This is a genomic window from Acinetobacter brisouioides, from assembly GCF_004331075.1.
Taxonomy (GTDB): Bacteria; Pseudomonadota; Gammaproteobacteria; order Pseudomonadales; family Moraxellaceae; genus Acinetobacter.
Genome location: NZ_SJNX01000002.1, coordinates 269,381 through 287,498, shown reverse-complemented (window position 1 = coordinate 287,498; position 18,118 = coordinate 269,381). Strand labels below are relative to the sequence as shown.

Sequence of the window (18,118 nt, the reverse complement as noted above, 5' to 3'; positions counted from 1 at the left end):
TAGCAAAAATGAGGATGTCTATGCTGGCTTTAATTTCACCTGCGAAAACACTGGATTACGAAACTGCACTCCCAAGCAGCGACTTTACCCAGCCACGGTTGCTTGACCAGTCTGAGCAGTTGATTGAGGTTTGCCGTGAATTGTCAGCATCGCAACTGGCAAGTTTAATGAGCGTCAGTGAAAAAATTGCACAGCTCAATGTCGCACGTTTTCAGGATTGGCAAACGGAGTTTGATTTTGCCAATGCCCGCCAAGCCATTTTTGCGTTTAAAGGTGATGTTTATACAGGTCTAGATGCCTATGCATTGAACGACCCGCAACTGGATTTTGCCCAACAGCATTTACGTATGTTGTCAGGTTTGTATGGTTTGCTTCGTCCACTGGACTTGATGATGCCTTACCGTTTGGAAATGGGCACAAAACTGCACAATCCGCGTGGCAGCAACTTGTATGAATTTTGGGGTAAACGCATTACTGATCTGATTCAGCAGGATTTGCAGCAAGCCAATAGTAATATTTTGCTGAACCTTGCCTCAGATGAATATTATAAAGTGGTGAAAGAATCTGCATTGGATGCACAAATCGTTAAACCTGTGTTTCTAGACCAGAAAAATGGCAAATACAAGGTCATTAGTTTCTATGCTAAAAAAGCCCGTGGTTTAATGGCACGTTTTGTGATTGAACAGCAAATTCAACAGATTGAAGATTTAAAAGCCTTTAATAGCGAAGGTTATTATTTCGATGCTGAAAATTCCAATGCCAAAGAACTGGTATTTAAGCGTGATGAACAGGCAGCATAATGCAGGCATTGCAGCAGTTTAGTCATGCATGGCGAAAACTATTTGCGCAGTTTTCGCCTGAGCACTGGTCTGTGCAGCAGCATGAACAGTGCTTGGAAAAACTGCTGCAAGCCTATCAAGAACCACAGCGTGCGTATCATCAGGTGCAGCATATTGTGGAATGTCTGGTGCTGTTTGAAAAAGTACAAAGCCAAATTGAAGATGGTTTTGCACTGCAACTGGCAATTTTCTTTCACGATGTAGTCTATCAATCCCGTTCTGCAAGCAATGAGCATGATAGTGCTTTGTTGATGCGGCAACAACTGGCAGGCGCATTGCCTGAAACCCAGCTCGACAAGATAGCGAGTTGGATTTTGGCGACACAGCAACATGCTACAACTTCTGAGTCAGATTTAGCCTATTTACTGGATATTGATCTGGCAATTTTAGGCAGCGCAGCTGTGCGTTTTGCCGAGTATCAACAGCAAATTCGGCAGGAATATATCTGGGTCGATGAACTGATTTATCAGGAAAAACGCAAACAGGTACTGCGCCAGTTTTATCTGACGCAACCGTTATATCAAACCCGATATTTTCAGCAGCACTATGAGCAGCAAGCTAAAAACAACTTGCTGCAAGCATTGGGTTAATTCAGATTAGTCCAGTGCTTTAAAGGCTTCGATGGCACGTACGCGACTGCTTTTCAGATCAACAATCGCTTTAGGATAGCCCAATCCAGCTTTGTAGCCTTTGGCATAAGGCTCATGAATGCTTTTATCATCTAAAGACTTCAGTTCAGGTACCCAGCGCCGAATATAATCCCCATTTGGGTCAAATTTTTCCGACTGGCTAATCGGGTTAAAAATCCGAAAATACGGTGCTGCATCTGTGCCTGTCGATGCGCTCCATTGCCAGCCACCATTATTGGCTGCCAAATCCCCATCAATCAGATGTTGCATAAACCACTGTTCACCTTTACGCCAGTCAATCAGTAAATTTTTGGTGAGAAACATGGCGCAAATCATGCGGACACGATTGTGCATCCAGCCTGTCGCCAGCAGTTGTCGCATCCCTGCATCAACAATCGGAATGCCTGTTTGACCTTGCTGCCATGCAGTTAAACCTTCAGGGTCATCCCGCCATTGCAGTTGCTGGGTTTTATGCTGAAAGGGCAGATATTTAGACACCTGAGGGTAATCAAACAAAATATGTTGATAAAACTCGCGCCAGAGTAATTCATCTAGCCAAGTCTGCTGTCCTTGATCGGTCAGTAAAAATTGCCCTTGCTGCGGACGAAATAGTGCCTGTACGCATTGGCGAATCGACAAGATCCCAATATTTAAATACGTTGACAGTTGGCTGGTGCCTGCTTGAGCAGGAAAGTCGCGTTGTAATTGATAATCTGCCAGCGCATTTTTTAGAAAATTATCCAGTTGTTGCTGCGCATGTAGTTCGCCGACTGGCCAAAGTTGTTGATGCTCAGCGGCAATCGCATCGTAACCCAGTTCATGCAGTTCAGGAATGTTTTGTTCTTGTTCGCTCAGTTCAAGTTGCAGAGGTGTTTGAATGGCAATGTCAGGATAGCAGGCAGGTAATTGCTGATTGAGGCGCTCATAGCAGTTTTTCTTAAATGGCGTAAACACCTGATAGGGCTGTCCTGACTGATTACGAATACTGCCCACAGGAAATAATGTGCGGTCTTGGTAAAACTTCAGTTGAATATCTGCTCGCGCCAACTGATCTTGACAGCTTTTATCGCGTTGTAGCTCATGTACGCCAAGCTCGACATTGGCATGCACATGCTGAACTTGAAAATGCTTACACAGCTTGAGTAACACAGGAGCAATATCTTGCCAAAGGGGCACAATTTTAACGATCAGCGGGATATTGTAGTATTGCAATTGTTGCTGTAACTGGCGCAATTGACGCAAATAAAAATCCAGTTTAATCGGTGCGTCATCGTGCAGTTGCCACTGCTTGGGAGACAAAATCGCGAGTGCGAGACATGAACCATTTTGACTGGCGTGCCACAGGGCAGCATGATCAGAAATCCGTAAATCTTGACGAAACCAAATCAGGGTAGACATAAAATCAGTCTTGAGTACTTGATGGCTCAAAAATAGCATAAAAAAAGCAAAGCGCTAGGCTTTGCTTTTAAGATTTGCGTTAAGCAAAACTTAGTGGTGGTGACCACCTACACCGTGAACATGGCCATGCTCAAGTTCTTCTGCAGTCGCGTCACGCACTTCAACGATTTCAACTTGGAAAGTCAAGTCTTGACCAGCAAGTGGGAAGTTTGCATCAACGATGATTGTGTCGCCTTCAACAGATTTAACGGTTACGATTTGTACGCCATCATCAGTTTGAGCTTGGAATTGCATGCCTGCTTCGATTTTCTCAACGCCTTGGAACATTTGCGCAGGAACTTCTTGTACTAGGTCAGGGTTGTATTCGCCATAACCTTCAGCAGCAGGAACGTTGACAGTCAATTTTTCGCCAACAGTTTTACCTTCAAGTGCTTTTTCTAAGCCAGGAATGATATTGCCTGCGCCGTGCAAATAGGCAAGTGGTTCGCCTTGAGATTGGTCAAGTGTTTCACCCTCAGCGTTTGTTAATGTGTAGTGGAATGAAACCACGTGGTTATTTGCAATAGCAGTCATGTTTGAAATCCATACAGAGTTTTAAAGTCACATCATAAAATGAAATCCTGAATTTGGGGAATGCAAATTCAGGATTTTTGATGACGTGCATTATTTTAAACGAATTTGGGGCTGATTTTAAAAATTCAAGCCTATTTTTCTTTTGATCTTACAACAGTATCTTCGCAGGAATCACTTTTTCTGCAAGAAAAGGGAGTAATTGACATAACCAATGCCATAAGCGCTGGAAAATGCTGGCATATTCAAGCTGGACATGTGAAAGCACAGGAATATCTTCTATCCATTGACCATTTTGGTACACTTTGAGCGTTGCGATATGCAAGTTCTGATTTAAAGGTGCAGTCAATTGTTTCTGATTCAGATTAACCTGAATCTGGGTTTTGGTATGGTCAATCGGTTCAATGCTTTGCCCATTGTAGATCAAACGCCCACTGTTATTGTTGAAGCTGCGCATATCAATATTGATCGGCTGGTTGTACAAAGAAGTCGTCATAAATTGCGTGCTTTGTGGTACAACCTGATAGCTGCGGATTTTTCCGTTCATGACAGGCAAAATTGCGATGGGCTGTTGTGCCTTGACCATCACTTCATCGCGGGTGTAACTATAAGCTAGATTCATTAAGCGATGTGCGACTTCGGCACGCATGACTGGGCTGGTTGTCCCCAGTACCACGACAATTAAACGGCGCTCTGGCAAGTTTAGATTCATGGTTGGGCGTTTGGCAGTTAAAGCAAGATTAAACCCTGCTGCGCGGGTAAAACCTGTTTTTAAACCATCTACAGTTGGATCTTGTTTCAGCAAAATATTGGTGGCGTGGTGCGGATGCCCATTCCATGAATAGCTGGTTTGCTTGGAATAACCCAAATAATCAGGAAACTGTTGAATCAGGGCATTGCCCAGTTTTGCCATATCTGCGGCAGAGGAATAATGCCCATCCATGGTAATTCCAGCAGGATTGGTAAAGTGGGTATCCGTCATGCCCAATGCTTTCGCTTCCTGGTTCATGCGTGCCACGAAATGTGGAAGATCACCACCAATTCGCTGTGCCAACGTCACCGCAGCATCATTGGCAGACATCACCACTAAACCTGTGAGCAATTGATCAATCGTGATTTTTTGCCCTGGACGTAAAAACATTTGTGATTCATCAGGCTGAACGACATGTACCACGTCATTGGCAGTAAGCACATCGGTCTTTTTGAGTTTGCCCGCCTTAATTTCTTGTAGCGTAATGTATGCCACCATCATTTTGGTTAATGATGCAGGTGCACGCTGTGCATGGCTATTGTATTCAGCAATAGTTTGACCAGATTGAGGATCATAAATTGTCCATGCTGCGGCAGGTACAGATTCGGGATCAATATTCAAAATGGCTGCATGGGCAAAACCTGAGCACAATATACCTAGCCCTGCAAACCAAGAAATAAAACGTTTCAAAGGACAAATCCTGAGGAGATCAAAAGAAAGAGAAAACTATCTTCCATGACAAAGATTAAAGCTAACTTGATTTACTTTATCTTCTGTATGGAATAACAGCAGTAGCGCATATTAGAGTAAAAAAATGCTAAGCTAAAGCCCTGCATAACCTGATTAAGATTAGAATTCCGACTTATGTTGCACTATCAAATAGAGTTTGACGATTACCAACAGCATCTCATTCATGTGACCTTACGTTTTGTTGCCAATCCAACACAAGAATTGTGGTTGCCGACATGGATTCCGGGCAGTTACCTGATTCGTGAATTTGCAAAACACATTGAATCTGTCAAAGCCTATGATGAGGCAGGGCGTGAGCTTAAAATCAGTAAATTTGAAAAAAATAAATGGCGTTTATTTAACACCGATCATGAGTTGATCACGGTTGAATACGATGTCTATGCTTATGATCTTTCTGTACGTGGTAGCTATGTCGACCAGACCCGTTTTTATGTCAATCCAGCGTGTGTGTGCTTAAGTCTCAAAGATCAAGAAGAAGCTGAATGTGAATTGGAAGTGTTCTTACCCGATGAGTTTAAGCATTTTACTGTAGCGACAGGCTTGGCATCAAAAAGCTTGGTGAAAGGGCGCTACACCTTAAAAGCTGACAACTATATGCAGCTCATCGACAGTCCATTTGAACTGGCAGATCAAACCCGTTTCAGTTTTGAGGCTGAAGGCATCCAGCATGAGTTTGTGATTTCAGGTAAACACTCGACCAACGTTGAGCGCTTACAAGCAGATGTCCAAAAAATTTGCCAAACCGAAATTCAACTTTTTGGTTCAGCGCCATTTAAAAACTATGTGTTCATGACCATGGCAACAGGCAACAGTTATGGTGGTCTTGAGCATCCGAACAGTACCAGTCTGATTACCCCACGTGATGATTTACCAAAAGCCAATGAGCTACAAGAGCCTTCGGAAGATTATCAACGTTTCTTGGGTTTATGTAGCCATGAATATTTCCATTCGTGGTTAGTGAAATATATTCGCCCTGAAAACTTTGTTAATTATGATTTGCACAAAGAAAGCTACACCTCGTTGCTGTGGATTTTTGAAGGCTTTACTTCATATTACGATGATTTGATTTTGCTGCGCAGTGGTGTGATTTCACAAGCCTCTTATTTGAAATTACTCAAAACACAGATTGATCGTTATTTACAAAATCCGGGTCGTGAAGTGCAGTCTGTGGCTGAATCGAGTTTCGATACTTGGATTAAATTCTATCGTCCAAATGAAAACAGCAATAATGCAGGAACCAGCTACTACAATAAAGGTTGCTTGGTTGCATTGTGTCTGGATTTAGGTTTGCGTCTACGTGGCTCAAGTCTTGATGCGTTGGTACGTAAACTGTATGAAAATGCACAAAAAGGCATTCAAGTCAGCGAACGTAGCATTTTTGATTTGTGTGAAGAATTAACAGGTCACTCATGGTTAGAGCAAATTAACCATCTGATCTATACTACCGATGAATTGCCACTGGATCAATTGTTCCCTGAGTTTGGCATTGAGTACCAAGTCAAAAATGACAAAACCCAGCCATTTGGTTTAAAAATTGCCGATAAACCTGAGGGTGTGATGATTCAACAGGCACGCCGTGATGGTGCAGGTGCAAAAGCAGGATTGTCTGCCAATGATGTGATTGTGGCGATTGATGGCTTAAAAGCGTCGGAAAAACTGTTGGCGAAATATGCCAAACAGCAAGGTGAATTTGTGGTGCATGCTTTCCGTCGTGATGAATTGCTTCAGTTTACGGTAAATGCAGTTGAAACTGGATTGACCACAGTTGAGTTGAACGTGGCAGATCAAGAGAAAGTAGATGGGTGGTTAATAAAATAACTTATATTTTAAAAATATAAAACTTACTTTAGAAAATGGTGAATATTGTGACCCAGTTTTTACCATTTTCTTACTTTAATAGTTTGATATTATTTATGAGCTATTTGAAGAAATAGATTAGAAGATTTTTTAATTTTGAAAATATTGGAATAATTTCTTTATGATATTTTTAATAAATTGATAGTTGGTTTTTAATTATAAGAATAAATAATAGGTTTTTTGTATTGATGAAATTAATATAATAAGTTTATTTTTCTAATATGTAGATTGTTTTTTTATATATTATTAAATTGAATTTAATAGTTATTAGCACTAAAAGTGACATATCCTAGTTCTTATAAAATTGACTTTTAAAAATCTGAACTATATTTTATGCCAAACATACAAATATATACATTTATTAAACGTGAGATAATAATGATTAAGCCTTTCTTTTGCATAGCAGTTTCTCTGCTATTGTCGTCTGCTGCTGTAAATGCGGAAATCATTAAAACAATTGGTGAAGGTAAAGCACCAATTATAAAGAAAGATCAGAACCTAACCCGTAATCAGGCTTTGAATAATGCGCGTGAAGATGCAGTGACCGCCATGATTATTAAAATTAATGGTCCAAAATCTCTTGCTGATGCCAAGCCATTTTTAACTCAAATCGTCAAGCAAGTTGATCCAACTTATTATGTGAGTTTGGGAAGCCAGACGGATGCTGAACAAAATTTGGTTACACGTATAAGTTTGGAGATGGATGATCAAGAGTTTCGTTCAATTCTTAATGATTATGGCCTATCTAAAAAGAATAGCCGTACAAGTCCAATTATGGTGGTTATGGATGAATATTTTGGTGTTCCACGAGATAACTCTAAGCCAGTAAAAGAGTTTACGGCTTATTATAATGATCAAAGCTATAAATATAATGAAAATGCAAAATATAAAAGCAATGAGAGTGCAAGTGTATCTTCAAGGGAAAGTTCATCTTCACGGAGTCGCGCAAGCTCTGGTTATGCTGGAGCTTATGATAATTATTATGGAGCAGGTGCATATGCAGGCGGGAGTAGTCGTAGTAATAGTAGTAAATATGCTGCTGCATCTTCTTCAAAATATAATGCTTCAGAAAGTGCAAGTTATTCACAAAATGAGCAGCAAAATGATATTCAAAGTTTTGTTCGATATGTGGAATATCAAACTCCAAGTACTAAACCTGAAAGTGTTAATCAGACTCTAAATAGTATTGCACAAAATGCTGCTAGATACGATTTACGGCTTATGGATTCAGATCTGTTTAGAAGTAAATATTTAAAAGGGCGTCATATGTCAGTTCAGCAATTGCTGAGTGACAGTGAACTGGCAAAATTTGCTGCTGCTGCACGTCAAGAAAAAGCAGATTGGTTTATGGCAGGCAGTAGCAATATCTTTGATCGAGGGCGATCTCCAGTAACAGGACAATATGCCTGTGATGGAGCAGTCAGTTTTAAGGTTTATTCAGTTGATGATGCAACTTTAATGACTGGGGAAACTCGTACTGAATCTGCTTCAGGCGCAACTGCGGAAGCATGCCGTGCAAATGTTTCGGCAAAACTTGGACAATTAGCACTGAGCACGATTGGACCGCAGATCTTGAATTATTCAAAAAATCGTTCAATGTATGGTAAAGACATGACGATCTTTGTGAAGAGTATTTCAAATAATGTTTCAACACGTTTAGGTGATGATCTCTTTGTTGCGCTAGAGGATATTCAAGGTGCAGATAATATCAATATTCGTACCCAGGATGGTCATTTGGTTGAAATTACAATGACCTATAAGGGTAATAAGCCAATTACAGTTGAATTGGCGAAAGCATTGCGTAGTAGCTCCGTGTTGGCTGCGGCAGAACGTAAGCAAGAAGGTAATACGCTAACGTTATGTATTGGTGGTACCCAATGCAAATAAAAAAATTGGCATGGTTACTCCCTTTTCTGAGTGCGGATGCGTATGCTGATTTGCAAATTTATCCTTCAAAAGGTTTATTTGGTTTAGATCAGGAATGTAAGCAGGCATTCGTCCATGATGAAAAAAATTCACCGATTGCATGTGATTTTATTCAGTCGATTACACCTAGTATTCGCTCACAGCTACAAATGAGTTTTGAAGGAGCATTGAATCAGGAATTTACCAATCAGATTGCGCAGCAAATTCAACAGAATACAAAGCATAAAACTTATGTCGCATCATTAGAAGTCTTGCGAGCAGGTGAATATGTTGTTGAAAAACAGTCAACAACAGAAATTTTTACACCTGTTACCTTAAGTCTGAAGCTGACCAATATCTTAACTGGAGAAGTCCTATATAGCGAAAGCTTGACCTCGACACAGCCGATTAAGGTATTAACCACAGACCTACGTAGTCCAGCTACAAAACAGCAAATCATGCAGCAATACCAAGCCAGTGCGATTGCACTGTCGAGCCAGTTGGTAAAAAAAGCAAAAAATGATTTGCAGTTGTCTGAAATCAAAACTTCAGTTCTTGATCAATGGAAATCTTATTTAATTCTGGATAAAGGATTGAATCACGGCATTGCACAAAATGATGAATTATCATCTACAGAAGGGGATTTGATCCATATTGTCTATGCTGATAGTGATTATGCTGTAGCAACGCCAATTCTAGTCAATAACCATTCTAAAAATTTTGTAAAATTGACGACCCATGTTCGTCAAGCAGTCAGTAAACCTAAAGCTTTGCTAGTTGATGTAGCAACAACACAGGGTGAATCAAAAGATCTTGTAGAACAAATCTTTTCTGATGCCATTGGGGATGGTGCTGCATTCAGTTTGGTGCCTGTTAATAAGCGCTATAGTAGTTTAGCGCAATCAGTTTCTGAGCAAACTCAATTGGCTCAAGCCGAAGATATTAATCATCGAGAGTTACCAGATTTATTTATTCGTTTAAATATCTTGCCGACTGTGGCATATCAAAAACCTCTAGGGAAAATTACTCAGCAACAAGTTGTACATAGTGAAGTATTTGCCGAGATGTTGGATCGTTCAGGTCGAGTGATTCATGTTGCACATGCCAGTGATGAAGTCAAAGATGTGATTTCTGATGGTATGGGTTTTTCTTTAGAAAATCGTCAAGAAGTTGTATTGAAAAATGCTTTGATCAAATTAGGTCAGGAATTTAAAAAAGGCATTAAATTTACACGATCTGATTTGAAAATCAGTGCGAAAGATGGAAATCAGGTAAAAGTCTCTGATATAGGTCTGCGCTTGAGTGTTGGGATGAAAATTTATATTTACAATCAGCAGAAAGTTTCTGGAAGATTGGTATCTATCCCAACATGGGAGGCAACGGTAATTTCGCGTGACCAAAATGAAGCAGTTGCTCAATTGGATGCAGCCATTAGTGGTCGAGATAATCTCTCGGTCACAAAAGGAGATATTGTTCTAATTAACAATTCTCAACAGACGGCAACGGATTCAACTTATTCTCGTGCAATGTGTTCTTTTGTGACATCTGAGCAATCTGGTGATTTTCAATTATCGGCTTTTCCTACATTGACTTACTATGCTTTTACGAAAAATTCTAAGTATCCATTTTATGCAACAGGTGGCGCATTGCCAGGGCAAATGCCGTTTCAGGCATCGGTTACCTATATGACACAAAATGCAGGTTTTAAGCAGCAGTTAAATTTCAAGCCTTTTGTCCCTGCAAAGTGTATTCAACCTGTTTTAAAATCTAAGTTAAAAATGGATACACCCAAGTGTAATGCACAAGATAATCCTTGCAAAGTTGCGGTAGATTTTACCTTAGGTGTACGTTTCTTTGATCAAAAGCAGCAAAAGATTGCAGCTCAAGGCATTCAACAAGAATTCAATTTAATTGACAGTCAACTAGACAATAGAGGCCAACTTTATAATCTTCAATTACTTGAAATCATTCCCCCGTTACTTAAACAAGTTGTTCAAAAAGCCGATTTGGCGCAATAAGGAAAAATCATGAAAAAAATTGCAGCAATTTCTCTAACTGTATTTTCTGTGTCTATGGCCCATGCAGGCTTCGGACTAAGTAATCTTGCTTCTAATGTCACCCAAAGTGTTGTTGGAACTTCATCTGCAACAAGTGTAAATGTCGGAGATTTCTTAACTCAGGCACGTGCAACCAATTACCTATTTCAGCAAAGTCGTGCTGCGTTAGCTGCTGCCATTTCAACAGGTACAGATAGCAAAGAAATTCAAACTAAATTGGCTACTTTGAGTAAAACATCTAATTTGCAAGAAAAAGATGCTCAAATTAAAGAATTAGCAAAACTTTCTGAAACTGTTCTGTCAGCAGCAAAAAAAGATGAAAATCAAACATTAGAGCAATTAAAAACATTGAGTGCTCAAAAGAAACAATATCTGTTGGGCGCTGCAAAAAACTATGCGATTGCTGCGCTTATGGCAAAAGATTTAGCACAAGGTTCTAAGCAAGTTTCTATGACAATCGCAAGCAATCCTCAATCATTGGTCTCAACAGGGATGAATTTAACGAGCGCTCAAGGATTGGTAAGTGATGTTGGGGGAATTGCAAAAAACTCATCTATGGCTTTAGTAGAAGTGCCTCAGTTGTTTAAGAAAGCAGGAATTGATTTTCAAGTGCCAACTAGTGCTAAAACAAAACCTATCGACTTAAATAACTTATAAGTCTGCAATAAAAAACCGATGCTTAGGCATCGGTTTTTTATTTAGATACCCCGATAAGTTGCATCCCCATATGGGCTAATCTGTAGCGGAATATCATAGTGATCCATTGATTGATCACAAAAACGATGGACACTTCTCCATAAAACGATCACCGATTTTTACTGTGGAACCAGCCGCCTATTTTAAATGTCACTCGATAATAACTTTTATCTAGGTGAATTTTATCTTTTGGGTAGGGGTGTCAATTTGATCTTATTCATTGGTGTTACCTTCACCAATTTGTACTGATTGATTATTTTACTGTGTTTCTAAAGCCACATATCAATGTGCTGTAGGCTGATTGATCATTAGTGTTTGAACTCGAATTGGGTTTTCTGTAAAAACTGTTGTCGTTGTTCCAAGAAACAAGGAGCTTAAAATAAATTTTTTCATACATAATTTAGATAAACTTTTATACCTTAGTGCTAAATATGAGTTGTACAGATATAAAAATGTAATGATGTTCCTGTACTCTTTTCTAGAGTAGCTCACATTACGTTTGAGTTTTTTGTAGGTTAAAGCGGGTAAAAATGAGGTTTTTATAGCCGAATGCATGACCCAATTTAAGCGGTTACATCGCTGACCAATATTAAATTAAAAAATATTGCGATGCATTTTGTGCTTTAAAGACTAAAATTAATGCGCTAGAGTGAATCAATTTATGTGTGAACTCAGTAGAAAGTTGCATAATAATAGACGCAGATATGTGAAAAATCTGATAGTTATATCGCTTATCAATCTGAATTTCTAAACAATCTTATTGAATGTGAACACTGATAGTCTACAATAAGATTGGGTATTTTTTAGCGAAATGTCGTTATCACGAGATATATCGTTGACTGAAATGTAATGAGGGTCGATACTCTCAAGGTTTTTATTTAAGCACATTAGTGAGTAGAACAGGGCCAAAAGCTCGGTTCTGGAAAAATCAATTTAACACAAGGGGCTATATATGGCTGGTGGAAAGTCAAACATCATTTACACACTGACTGACGAGGCGCCATTGTTGGCGACCTATTCGCTACTGCCGATCATTGAAACCTTTACTAAGCCCGCAGGTATTCAGATTGTCAAAAGTGACATCTCTGTTGCTTCGCGTGTGCTCGCAGAATTTTCGGACTACCTAAGCGACGAACAGAAGGCACCTAACAACCTTGCAGAGCTAGGTCGTCTTACTCAAGATCCAGACACAAACATCATTAAACTTCCTAATATCAGTGCTTCAGTTGGTCAATTGATCTCATGTATCAAAGAGCTTCAGTCTAACGGCTATCCAATTCCTGATTATCCTGAAAACCCGACTACTGAAGATGAAAAAGCGATTAAGACTCGCTATGGTAAATGCCTTGGTTCGGCTGTAAACCCTGTGCTACGTGAAGGTAACTCTGACCGTCGTGCGCCTGCTGCTGTTAAGAACTATGCCAAGAAGCACCCACATTCGATGAGCGAGTGGAAACAGTGGTCACAAACCCACGTTTCACATATGGAACATGGTGATTTTTACCACGGTGAAAAGTCGATGACTCTTGATCGTGCGCGTAATGTGAAAATGGAACTCATCACAAAAAGTGGTGAAACCATCGTACTTAAGCCAAAACTTGCGCTTCAAGATGGCGAAATCATTGATTCAATGTTTATGAGCAAAAAAGCACTTTGTGACTTCTACGAGGAACAACTCGAAGATTGTCGTGAAGCGGGCATCTTGTTCTCGTTGCACGTAAAAGCAACCATGATGAAAGTTTCACACCCGATCGTATTTGGTCACTGTGTGAAGATCTACTATAAAGATGCATTCGAGAAACATGGCAAACTATTTGACGAGTTAGGTATTAACGTCAATAACGGTATGTCAGTGCTGTACGAGAAAATCGAGAGTCTACCAGAATCACAACGTGATGAAATCATCCGTGACTTACATGCTTGTCAAGAACACCGTCCTGCTTTAGCGATGGTGGATTCAGCGAAAGGCATCACAAACTTCCATTCACCTAACGATATTATTGTTGATGCATCTATGCCTGCGATGATTCGTGCGGGTGGTAAAATGTGGGGTGCCGATGGTAAGCAGTATGATGCTAAAGCAGTTATGCCAGAGTCGACATTCGCTCGCATCTATCAAGAAATGATCAATTTCTGTAAGTGGAATGGTAATTTCGATCCAAAAACCATGGGTACTGTGCCAAACGTTGGTTTGATGGCGCAGAAGGCCGAAGAATACGGCTCTCATGATAAAACTTTTGAAATCCCTGAAGCGGGTATTGCCAACATCACTGACCTTGAAACAGGTGAAGTGTTGATGTCACAAGATGTTGAAGAAGGCGATATCTGGCGTATGTGTCAGGTAAAAGACGCTCCGATTCGTGATTGGGTGAAACTTGCGGTAACTCGTGCTCGTAACTCAGGCATGCCAGCGATTTTCTGGCTTGACCCTTACCGTCCACATGAGAATGAATTGATCAAGAAAGTACAAGAGTACTTGAAAGATTACGATACTTCAGGCCTCAATATTCAAATTATGTCTCAAGTACGTGCAATGCGTTATACGCTTGAGCGCGTGGCACGTGGTCTAGATACCATTTCTGTGACTGGTAATATTTTACGTGATTACCTAACAGACTTGTTCCCGATTATGGAGCTTGGCACTTCTGCGAAAATGTTGTCTATCGTTCCGCTGATGGCTGGCGGTGGTATGTATGAAACTGGTGCGGGTGGTTCAGCACCTAAACACGTTCAGCAACTTGTCGAAGAAAACCACTTGCGTTGGGATTCATTGGGTGAGTTCCTAGCTCTTGCAGTTTCGTTGGAAGAGATGGGAATTAAGGAAAACAATGACCGCGCGAAGTTGCTTGCCAAGACACTGGATCAAGCGACTGGCAAATTGCTCGACAATAACAAGTCACCATCACGTCGTACAGGCGAGCTTGATAACCGTGGCAGCCACTTCTATCTATCATTGTATTGGGCTGAAGCTCTTGCTGCACAAGACGAAGATGCTGAGTTGAAAGCTAAGTTTGCTCCACTTGCGAAGGCACTAGCTGAAAACGAAGAGAAGATTGTTGCTGAACTTGCTCAAGTACAAGGTAAACCTGCTGATATTGGTGGTTACTACGTGATTGATCAAGCTAAGGTAAATGCTGTGATGCGTCCAAGTACGACTTTCAACACAGTACTTGCAGCTGTTTAAGTGAAATACAAAGTCGGCAATTAGGTCGATGATGTGAAACAAGCCGATGCAAATGCATCGGCTTTTTTATTTTGTAATAAATATAAAATTGATGTAGAAATCTTTTAATATTGATTTAAATCAGAAAAATAGATGAAAGTTTATAAATATAGATATGGTTCAAAGCGTGATTTAGATTCGTTAAAACAAGATTATTTTTATGCTCCGCATCCATCTAAACTGAATGATCCGTGTGAAAATTTATTTGACACTATGAGTGTTGAACAGATTTTAGCTGGGTTGGTTAGTATTAGTTCAGCCTCTACAAAAGGACTCTCTGATAGTTTTTCTAGTTTATTTGAGAGAGTACGAGAAAATGTGGGTATCTATTCATTAAGTAAGACAGTCTTGGATGAGCTTCTTTGGGCATATTATGCAGATTCTCATGCAGGTTTCTGTATTGAATATGATTTAGAAAAATTAGGTGAACTGACCAAATTTTCTAGCTCTTTTGATGTTGTATACCAAGATTCCATTCCTAAAATTCAATTTGATATGCTTGTTAGAGGTGATACTGAAAGTGTACTTGAAACTCTTAAGCTAACATCTGGAACAAAATCAAAAAGATGGCAGCATGAAAATGAAATAAGAGTACTTATGGATAATTTTGGTAAAGTCGAATATGACTTTAGGGCAGTAAAAGCAATTTATTTTGGTTTAAATATGCCAAAAACACAGCAAGGTTTGCATAAAGAGAATAAAGACTTGCCTGATTATTTATCCAAAGTGAGTCAAGAGCAAGTCATGGAAATCTTAAAAGGGCGAAATATTAAATATTATCAGATGGCATTAAAATCTAACTCTTATGAGTTTGAATATACTGAAATCGAAGATTTGTTTATAGATTCTGATAAATATAAAGCATCCGTAAAACCCTTAGATAAATCATGTATTGATTATAGTAGGTATAGTTGGAAGGTTGAGTCTAGCTATTTTGATAAAGTTGCTGAAATAATTCGTAGTGAACCATATTTTTATGAAATAAATAGTATACATGTTTCAAAAGAACAATCGAATTTGAGAAATGAACCAATTATCTTTGCGGGCTTTTTCAAAGCTAAAAATGATTGGTCACAAATTAAAAGATATTTTTCACTTGCCGAGATAGATCAAATTTATAATCAATTAGATATATAAAAGCCCACTTACGTGAGCTCTAAAAACTTAAATCTTAACGACCATTACGGCTGCGACCGCGCGGTGCTTTGGTATTTGGGCGAGTTGTACCATTGGTCTTACGACGTGGTTTTTCACTTTCATCCATTTGCCAAATGCGTTTGGTTCCCGTTTTTTTCTTTTCGCCTTCTTTCTTTTTCTGGTGCATCGGCTTGCCACCTGTACCACCTGGTTTTTTCACATATGAGCGAGACTGATATGCTCGTTCTTCTGGAACATCCTTAAAGTCAGGATACAGCAACGGTTCAATTTCTTTAGTTTCACCTGGTTGTAAACCGAGTTGAACCAAGTCGATTGAACCGATTTTGGTACGAATTAGACGTAAAGTAGGAAAACCAACTGCAGAGGTCATACGACGAACTTGACGGTTACGGCCTTCACAAATTGAGATTTCGACCCAAGATGTTGGAATACTTGCACGGTAGCGTACAGGAGGGTTACGTTCCCATAACCATTCAGGTTCTGAAACTTTAATGGCTTTGGCAGGGAGTGTCATGCCATCATTGAGCTCAATTCCTTGACGTAATTTTTCAAGAGCTTCTTCAGAAATGTCACCATCTACCTGAACTAAATACGTTTTGTATTTTTTATTTGCAGGGTTGGTGATGAACTGATTGAGACCACCGTGATCAGTTAAAAAAACCAAACCTTCAGAGTCCATATCAAGACGACCAGCCAAACGTAAAGTTGGATCATCTACAAAGTCAGACATCGTCATGTGTGCTTCGTCTTTACGAAATTGGGAGAGGACGTCATAGGGCTTGTTCAGGATGACGATTTTCATAAAAAATGACTTCTTCTTTCAGATAACCACAGGAAACATTGAGTTTTATTTGAGCGAGAAATATTGTTATTTCTCATATAAATCTCAAAAATGATTTAATTCAATTAATCTATTATGCGATAAGAAAACAGGAAAGTATTGTCTATCGGCAATTATTTTTTTAATTTGCTAACTATAATAAAAGGGAGAGCCTATACAATGGGTTATCAGAAGATCGTAGTACCTGCGGATGGCAGCAAAATTACTGTAAACGCAGATTTGTCACTGAATGTTCCCAACCAACCAATCATTCCATTTATTGAAGGTGATGGTATTGGTGTGGATATTACACCCGCGATGCGAGCTGTTGTAGATGCAGCAGTACAAAAAGCATATGGTGGCAAACGATCTATCGAATGGATGGAAGTTTATTGTGGTGAAAAAGCAGATAAAATTTATGGCACATATATGCCAGAAGAAACTTTTGAAGCACTTCGTGAGTTTGTAATCTCTATCAAAGGTCCACTCACAACACCCGTCGGCGGTGGTATTCGGTCATTAAATGTTGCGTTGCGTCAAGAATTAGACCTTTATGTATGTGTACGCCCAGTGCGTTGGTTTGAAGGTGTTCCTTCACCTGTTCAGCATCCTGAACTCACCGACATGGTGATCTTCCGCGAAAACTCAGAAGATATTTACGCAGGGATTGAATGGAAAGCGGATTCTGAAGAAGCGAAAAAAGTGATCAAATTTCTTCAAGAAGAAATGGGCGTGAAGAAAATTCGTTTTCCTGAAGATTGTGGTATTGGGATTAAACCTGTATCTAAACAAGGGACTCAGCGTTTGGTTCGTAAAGCGATTCAGTTTGCAATTGACAATGATAAGCCAAGTGTAACTTTGGTGCATAAAGGCAATATCATGAAATACACTGAAGGCGCATTCAAAGAATGGGGCTATGAGCTTGCTGTAGAGCGCTTTGGTGGTGAATTGATTGATGGCGGCCCTTGGGTGAAAATTAAAAACCCTAAAAATGGCAAAGACATCATCATTAAAGATGTGATTGCAGATGCATTTTTGCAACAAATTTTGATGCGACCTGCTGAATACTCAGTCATTGCAACGTTGAACCTGAACGGTGATTACATTTCTGATGCACTTGCTGCTGAAGTGGGCGGCATCGGGATCGCACCTGGTGCAAATATTGGTGGCGCGATTTCAGTTTATGAGGCGACTCATGGTACTGCACCTAAATATGCGGGTCAGGACAAAGTTAACCCAGGTTCAATCATCCTTTCTGCGGAAATGATGCTGCGTGATATGGGCTGGATTGAGGCTGCTGACCTGATCATTAAAGGTGTTTCAGGTGCGATTGAGGCTAAAACGGTCACTTATGACTTTGAACGTTTAATGCCAGGCGCTACACTTCTTAGTTGTTCTGAATTTGGTCAGGCAATTATTGAAAATATGGGCGAATAATGGCTAATTATTTGCTGGAAAAAGACCT

13 protein-coding genes are annotated in these 18,118 nt (G+C 39.8%); 9 read left to right on the top strand and 4 right to left on the bottom strand.

Features of this window, described 5'->3' with window-relative positions; genetic code table 11:
* Positions 1–20 precede the first annotated feature (20 nt).
* Together yaaA and E0H77_RS04265 are read left to right on the top strand one after the other, a co-directional pair.
* Complete coding sequence (gene yaaA, locus E0H77_RS04270) at positions 21–800, top strand: peroxide stress protein YaaA (protein ID WP_131375287.1); 780 nt, start codon at positions 21–23, stop codon at positions 798–800.
* Positions 800–1,429 (top strand): HD domain-containing protein, encoded by a 630-nt coding sequence (locus E0H77_RS04265; RefSeq protein WP_131375285.1) that lies wholly within the window; start codon positions 800–802, stop codon positions 1,427–1,429. The genes yaaA and E0H77_RS04265 overlap by 1 nt, the downstream gene beginning before the upstream one ends.
* Positions 1,430–1,435: 6 nt before the next feature.
* Here the strand turns inward: E0H77_RS04265 and phrB are convergent, their stop codons facing one another.
* From phrB to E0H77_RS04250, 3 genes are all read right to left on the bottom strand, one after another.
* A complete protein-coding gene (gene phrB / locus E0H77_RS04260; RefSeq protein ID WP_131375283.1) occupies positions 1,436–2,866 on the bottom strand; it encodes a deoxyribodipyrimidine photo-lyase in 1,431 nt (476 codons plus the stop codon).
* Between the two features lie 90 nt (positions 2,867–2,956).
* Positions 2,957–3,439 (bottom strand): FKBP-type peptidyl-prolyl cis-trans isomerase, encoded by a 483-nt coding sequence (locus tag E0H77_RS04255; protein ID WP_131314304.1) that lies wholly within the window; start codon positions 3,437–3,439, stop codon positions 2,957–2,959.
* Positions 3,440–3,587: 148 nt separating this feature from the next.
* Positions 3,588–4,877, bottom strand: a complete 1,290-nt coding sequence (locus tag E0H77_RS04250; protein WP_131375281.1) for a D-alanyl-D-alanine carboxypeptidase family protein — start codon at positions 4,875–4,877, stop codon at positions 3,588–3,590.
* A 174-nt stretch (positions 4,878–5,051) separates the two neighbouring features.
* Here E0H77_RS04250 and E0H77_RS04245 point away from each other — a divergent pair, with 174 nt between their 5' ends.
* The 6 genes from E0H77_RS04245 to E0H77_RS04220 all read left to right on the top strand — a co-directional run bounded on the left by E0H77_RS04245 (position 5,052) and on the right by E0H77_RS04220 (position 15,812).
* Positions 5,052–6,755: a M61 family metallopeptidase gene (locus E0H77_RS04245; protein WP_131375279.1), complete on the top strand. Its 1,704-nt coding sequence runs from the start codon at positions 5,052–5,054 to the stop codon at positions 6,753–6,755.
* 417 nt (positions 6,756–7,172) lie between these two features.
* On the top strand, positions 7,173–8,681 hold the full coding sequence (locus tag E0H77_RS04240) for a hypothetical protein (protein ID WP_131375277.1): 1,509 nt from the start codon (positions 7,173–7,175) through the stop codon (positions 8,679–8,681).
* Entirely contained in the window at positions 8,672–10,717 is a 2,046-nt protein-coding gene (locus E0H77_RS04235) for a hypothetical protein (protein WP_131375275.1), read from the top strand. Before E0H77_RS04240 ends, E0H77_RS04235 begins: the two co-directional genes overlap by 10 nt.
* A gap of 9 nt (positions 10,718–10,726) precedes the next feature.
* On the top strand, positions 10,727–11,413 hold the full coding sequence (locus tag E0H77_RS04230) for a hypothetical protein (protein WP_131375273.1): 687 nt from the start codon (positions 10,727–10,729) through the stop codon (positions 11,411–11,413).
* 991 nt (positions 11,414–12,404) lie between these two features.
* Positions 12,405–14,636, top strand: a complete 2,232-nt coding sequence (locus E0H77_RS04225; RefSeq protein WP_131375271.1) for an NADP-dependent isocitrate dehydrogenase — start codon at positions 12,405–12,407, stop codon at positions 14,634–14,636.
* A gap of 132 nt (positions 14,637–14,768) precedes the next feature.
* Positions 14,769–15,812, top strand: coding sequence for a DUF2971 domain-containing protein (locus E0H77_RS04220; RefSeq protein ID WP_131375269.1), 1,044 nt, complete (start codon positions 14,769–14,771; stop codon positions 15,810–15,812).
* 34 nt (positions 15,813–15,846) lie between these two features.
* Here E0H77_RS04220 and E0H77_RS04215 read toward each other — a convergent pair whose 3' ends face one another.
* The gene (locus E0H77_RS04215) at positions 15,847–16,635 is read right to left on the bottom strand and encodes a pseudouridine synthase (RefSeq protein ID WP_131375267.1); all 789 of its coding nucleotides are present in this window, start codon (positions 16,633–16,635) and stop codon (positions 15,847–15,849) included.
* Positions 16,636–16,833: 198 nt separating this feature from the next.
* Between E0H77_RS04215 and icd the strand changes: the two genes are divergently transcribed.
* Positions 16,834–18,090, top strand: coding sequence for an NADP-dependent isocitrate dehydrogenase (gene icd / locus E0H77_RS04210; protein WP_131375265.1), 1,257 nt, complete (start codon positions 16,834–16,836; stop codon positions 18,088–18,090).
* Positions 18,091–18,118: the final 28 nt, after the last annotated feature.

Coding starts and splice junctions, on each gene's coding strand:
- E0H77_RS04245 (WP_131375279.1), top strand. CDS start 5,052: ATGTTGCACTATCAAATAGAGTTTGACGATTACCAACAGCATCTCATT.
- E0H77_RS04225 (WP_131375271.1), top strand. CDS start 12,405: ATGGCTGGTGGAAAGTCAAACATCATTTACACACTGACTGACGAGGCG.
- E0H77_RS04265 (WP_131375285.1), top strand. CDS start 800: ATGCAGGCATTGCAGCAGTTTAGTCATGCATGGCGAAAACTATTTGCG.
- E0H77_RS04235 (WP_131375275.1), top strand. CDS start 8,672: ATGCAAATAAAAAAATTGGCATGGTTACTCCCTTTTCTGAGTGCGGAT.
- E0H77_RS04240 (WP_131375277.1), top strand. CDS start 7,173: ATGATTAAGCCTTTCTTTTGCATAGCAGTTTCTCTGCTATTGTCGTCT.
- yaaA (WP_131375287.1), top strand. CDS start 21: ATGCTGGCTTTAATTTCACCTGCGAAAACACTGGATTACGAAACTGCA.
- E0H77_RS04215 (WP_131375267.1), bottom strand. CDS start 16,635: ATGAAAATCGTCATCCTGAACAAGCCCTATGACGTCCTCTCCCAATTT.
- icd (WP_131375265.1), top strand. CDS start 16,834: ATGGGTTATCAGAAGATCGTAGTACCTGCGGATGGCAGCAAAATTACT.
- E0H77_RS04220 (WP_131375269.1), top strand. CDS start 14,769: ATGAAAGTTTATAAATATAGATATGGTTCAAAGCGTGATTTAGATTCG.
- phrB (WP_131375283.1), bottom strand. CDS start 2,866: ATGTCTACCCTGATTTGGTTTCGTCAAGATTTACGGATTTCTGATCAT.
- E0H77_RS04255 (WP_131314304.1), bottom strand. CDS start 3,439: ATGACTGCTATTGCAAATAACCACGTGGTTTCATTCCACTACACATTA.
- E0H77_RS04230 (WP_131375273.1), top strand. CDS start 10,727: ATGAAAAAAATTGCAGCAATTTCTCTAACTGTATTTTCTGTGTCTATG.